Raw genomic sequence first — 1,506 nt, 5'->3', positions numbered from 1 at the left:
GGTCACATCGCGCAAGGTCAGCGGCAGTTCGAAATCGGCGGCGGCGGCAAAGGCCGCGGTGACGCCCGGGACCACCTCATAGGCGATGCCGGCGTCGCGAAGTGCCGCCATCTCTTCGCCGGCCCGGCCGAACACCAGCGGATCGCCCGACTTCAGCCGCACGACACGCTTGCCTTCACGGCCAAGCTCGACCAGCAGCGCATTGATCTCAGCCTGGCTCTTGGTGTGGCAGCCCTTGCGCTTTCCGACCGGCAGGCGCTCGGCATCGCGGCGACCCATGGCAACGACCGCCTCGGGCACAAGGGCGTCATGGACGATGACATCGGCTTCCATCAGCAGACGATGGGCTCGCAAGGTCAATAGATCCTCGGCGCCCGGACCGGCGCCAACCAGCGCGATGTGACCGCAAGCGGGCGTGTTCGACAGCAGAAGATCGACGGCGGCGTCATGCGCCTGCGAAAGCTGGCCGGCTTCAGCCGCGCGCGCAGGAGCGCCAGAGAAGAAATCATGCCAGAAGCGGCGGCGGGCATTGCCTCTCGGCAGCAGCTTCTCGGCAGCCCCGCGAAACGAAGCCGCAATAATTGCCAGCGGCCCGAGCGACGGCGACAGCATGCGGTCGATGCGGCCGCGCAACATTTGGGCAAGCACCGGGCCTGCACCCTCGGTGCCGATGGCGATGGCCACCGGCGCGCGGTTGACCAGCGCCGGGGTGAAGAAATCGCAAAGCTCGGGCCGATCGACGGCATTGACCGGAATGCCTAGGCGGCGCGCATCCGCGGCCACCCGGCGGTCGAGTTCCTCGTCGCCGCTGGCGGCAAACACCATGACCGCGCCTTCGAGCTGCGACGCCTCGTAAGCCGCGGCAAAATGCGTCGCGCCGGCCTGGGCGACGAAGGCGAGCAGGTCGGGCTCGGCATGTTCCGCGACGATCCGCAGGACCGCGCTCGACTGTCCGATCAGCCGCGCCTTGGCCAGCGCCTCTTCGCCGCCCCCGACGATGGCCACAGCTTCGCCCTCAACCCGCATGAACACGGGGAAGGCGTTGAGCTTGGGAGCAGTGTGCGACATGGACGCGAGCGGAATCCTCAATGAGCTGCAGTTCTACGCGCGAGCGCGAGAAACCAGAAGGAACGCACTCGCGCATCCCTTATCGGGATGCAATTGCTTTTCTGAAAGCATCCCGGCCAAGAGAAAAATATTTCTCATTTACAGATAGAGCGGATTCAAGCTGCTGTCGCAGGCCTTGATTTGTGGCTCTTTTAGCGCCCGGCGAGAAAAGCCGCAAAACTGTTTTTTCTAAATTCTACCAAGTTAGTAGATTAAAGTCGCAACCTCGGGATAGCCAGAATGTCCAACGCCGACGTGGCTGCCGACTGGAACATTACCGGCTCGAGGTGCGTTCTCAAAAGGCCCGTCATGTCGGATCGAAATCCGGCTGCGGAATGCCAACTAAAGGTCGCCACGCGGCTAAAAAGGAGCCCTGTCATCATGAACACAATCATACTC

At 63.3% G+C, this 1,506-nt stretch carries 1 protein-coding gene; it reads right to left on the bottom strand.

Features of this window, described 5'->3' with window-relative positions:
* A partial coding sequence (cysG, locus tag EN991_RS35765; RefSeq protein WP_127370491.1) for a siroheme synthase CysG occupies nt 1–1,068 on the bottom strand: 1,068 nt, incomplete at its 3' end.
* Nucleotides 1,069–1,506 lie beyond the last annotated feature (438 nt).

The sequence above is a fragment of the Mesorhizobium sp. M7A.F.Ca.US.005.03.2.1 genome, from assembly GCF_003997795.1.
Classification (GTDB): Bacteria; Pseudomonadota; Alphaproteobacteria; order Rhizobiales; family Rhizobiaceae; genus Mesorhizobium; species Mesorhizobium ciceri.
The sequence above is the reverse complement of the archived record's forward strand: the minus strand, read 5'-3'. Positions and strand labels throughout refer to the sequence as shown.